General features: G+C 60.0%; 5 protein-coding genes. All 5 read right to left on the reverse strand.

Translation table 11 applies throughout. The features are described from left to right. A partial coding sequence (locus tag ENJ19_07365; GenBank protein ID HHM05547.1) for a hypothetical protein occupies positions 1 to 325 on the reverse strand: 325 nt, incomplete at its 3' end. 3 nt (positions 326 to 328) lie between these two features. After that, complete coding sequence (locus tag ENJ19_07370; protein HHM05548.1) at positions 329 to 532, reverse strand: hypothetical protein; 204 nt, start codon at positions 530 to 532, stop codon at positions 329 to 331. Continuing rightward, complete coding sequence (locus ENJ19_07375; protein HHM05549.1) at positions 516 to 983, reverse strand: hypothetical protein; 468 nt, start codon at positions 981 to 983, stop codon at positions 516 to 518. Before ENJ19_07375 ends, ENJ19_07370 begins: the two co-directional genes overlap by 17 nt. A 190-nt stretch (positions 984 to 1173) precedes the next feature. Then, positions 1174 to 1917 (reverse strand): hypothetical protein, encoded by a 744-nt coding sequence (locus ENJ19_07380; GenBank protein ID HHM05550.1) that lies wholly within the window; start codon positions 1915 to 1917, stop codon positions 1174 to 1176. Then, complete coding sequence (locus ENJ19_07385) at positions 1914 to 2666, reverse strand: hypothetical protein (protein ID HHM05551.1); 753 nt, start codon at positions 2664 to 2666, stop codon at positions 1914 to 1916. The genes ENJ19_07380 and ENJ19_07385 overlap by 4 nt, the downstream gene beginning before the upstream one ends. Positions 2667 to 2731 lie beyond the last annotated feature (65 nt).

Genomic DNA, 2731 nt, shown 5'->3' on the forward strand with positions numbered 1-2731 from the left:
AACGGCCATCGTTGAAACGAACACATTGTTCACCCAAGGTAATATCCACCGTATTGGGCCTGATGTTCAAGGCGGCCGCGTCAAAGACATCCACGCCCCCGCGCCAGTCGTCGTCATGCAGGCAGGTCAATACGATGAGCTTGGCTTCACCGTGGCCGGGGCGATAAATATCACCGTCCAGGCTGAGGTTGACGATCAGGTCCACACCCTGGGTTTCGTCCACCACGTTAAAGTGATACCACTCTTTGTACAGGGCAAGATCGGGCTGATGGCGTTCCGGCAGGTGCGGCCGGTCGATGAGATCAAGCGCGACGTGGCTTAACATCGCTCAGCGCAGCATCGGCGTTTTGTCGTGGGCCGCTTTGGCCGGACCGGACGTGGGCGAAACAATGTTTTCATCGGCATCCGGCAGGGTGGTCAACACCCGTTCGGCCACGGCGATCACGCCGAGCATGAAATGGAGAAACTGATTGCGGTCGTCGAAAAGATCGTCTTCCACAAAAGCCGGCGGCACCTCAGGCGTTTGTTTCATTGGCCGCATCCCCCGTTCCTGCACCGCCCAGGGCGGCATAAGCCATTACCGCCGCGTTCAAGGTATTCAGATATGCCTCCACGTCGTCCTCGTTCATGCGCCTGATGATGTTTTCCACCAGATCAGCGGGCGAATCAGCGCTTTGGTCCACATCTTTGAGAAATAAATCCAGATTGAGATAATTCCACAACACCCAGCCGTTTTTCACCAGGGGCGAGTCCGCCAACAGGCTGAGCCAGCGCCGGCCGCTGGGCGTGTCGGCAAACGCCCGCCCTTCCTCGATCAAAGCCTGCACCGTGCCCCGCACCGGGGCGCGGGACGCGTTACCGGTGCTGAGCCATTTGATGAGCCTGAGCACGGGATCGGCATCGGGCAAGGCGGCCAGGGTCTCGTTGACCGCCACCGTGCGTTCGTTGAATTTCAAAGTCGGGATCGCTTGTTGTTGGGGCATGGTTTATCCACATCATTTTGCCACGAAGGGCACGGGGTACACGCTCAGAGGCAAGCGGTTGTGTTGATCATTGCTGGCACTGCCCCCCAACCAAGGGTAGAAAGCCGCCGCTGTGCCGAGGTGGCCTGCATTTCAATGTTTTGGCCTCTGCGTTCTTGTGCCCGGCGTGCTGAAACCAGTCACCCGGGCACTACCGACGCTGCGCTCTTCCGGCGCCGGCCTTTTTGGCGCGTGCCCTGGCCTTGGCTTTCGCCTTTGCTGTGGCTTTTTTTGCCGCCCTGGTCTTCTTTGTGGAGGCGGGCTTGGTTTCTTGCGGCGCTTCCACCGTCAGCTTTACCAGTATCTGCATGCCGTCCATACCTACGGTGGACAGGGTGGCGTAGTAGGTTTTCCCCGGATCAAAGCCATCGGTGACGGGAATGATCAAGCACACTTTTTGATTCTGCCCCGGCTGCAACTCCACCGCAGGCGGATCAAAGGCGCAGGGGGCGGAGACCAGGCTGGCACCGTCTTCGCTCACGAACGGTGTGACTTCAAAACGGGCGGTGAGAGGAGCTGCGCGGTTGTTTTCCAGACGGAAAGGCGCACGCACGGTGGAATGCAGCGGTGCCGCCACGTTCATGGTCAGGCCTTCCGGGCCGGCTTCCGCGGCGGGGGCGGTTTTCGCCTGTTTGAGCTGTTGCAACAGACGCTCGTTGAAGGCCAGACTCATGTCCACCAGGGTGGAGGTGAACTCCAGGTATTCCTTGGCCACCTCCCGCAACAGGTTGCCGTCGCCGGGTGCGCGGCCTTGCTCCAGCAGACGGCGTGACAGCTCGGCGCTGGCCTGCACTGATTTGATATCGGTTTTGATTTTATTGGCAATGATGCGGGAAGCGAGCTCTTTCAACTCCGGGTCGGACAAAAGCTGGGTCAACACCTGAAGATTGATCACTCCTCAGCCTTTCGTTTTTTTGGCTTGTTCCCGGCGGTGGAGGAGGCCGCTTCACGCCGGGCGAAGCGTTCCCCGCCGGGTTTTTGAGGCGTGCGCTCCGCCCGGGGCTGGTCGCAATAGTAATGATGATACCAGCGCAGGGGCCGCAGCGGCGGGTCGCAGGGACAACCGAGCTTGATGACGGGACAGGCATCGTCGCTCTGCACGTTGATCACTATTTTCAGGCGCTGAGGCTCGCAGCCTTCGCTGACGATGATGATGTCCGTGGCGTATTCGTAACCGGTGCGAAACGCATCGTCCAGATCAACACTCAATACCGTCATACCGCTTTGCTCCGGCAGCAAGCGCACCGTAGTCCGGGACAGCTTAAGGGGCCGTGCTTGTTCGCCGCGGCTGTTGACCAGGGGCTGTTCGGCCCGGAAGTCGAACTCACGCGGCTTGCCGGTGGCATTGCGGAATTTGACGGGGATGCGCACGCACTCGCCAGGATAGGCGCTGCGCACCAGCCGGCCCACGTGGGTGTCGGGACGGCAGGGTTCGGGAAAATCGCAACTGCCTTTGAAGGCTCGCCTTCCGGGCTTGATGTTGAAGGTGCCGAGAAACTCGTTGACGACGGCGGACTGAATCTCCGTGGCCGTGCCGAAAAAGGCGCGGGCGGCGGCCGCCAGGGTTTGCATGTTATCGGAAAGGTTCCGGGTGGCTTGCGCGCCCCTGCCCGCCCTGGCCGAGTAGTATTGTGTGCCGCTCATGGTGCCATCTCCTTGTCATGGGCCCCTTCAGATTCTTGGCAGCTTGTTGAAAAATTTAGTTTTTC

This window comes from Gammaproteobacteria bacterium (assembly GCA_011375345.1).
Classification (GTDB): Bacteria; Pseudomonadota; Gammaproteobacteria; order DRLM01; family DRLM01; genus DRLM01.

Bases quoted from the DNA above. Each gene is read 5' to 3' on its own strand.
- ENJ19_07370 (HHM05548.1), bottom strand. From the start codon at position 532: ATGAAACAAACGCCTGAGGTGCCGCCGGCTTTTGTGGAAGACGATCTT.
- ENJ19_07375 (HHM05549.1), bottom strand. From the start codon at position 983: ATGCCCCAACAACAAGCGATCCCGACTTTGAAATTCAACGAACGCACG.
- ENJ19_07385 (HHM05551.1), bottom strand. From the start codon at position 2,666: ATGAGCGGCACACAATACTACTCGGCCAGGGCGGGCAGGGGCGCGCAA.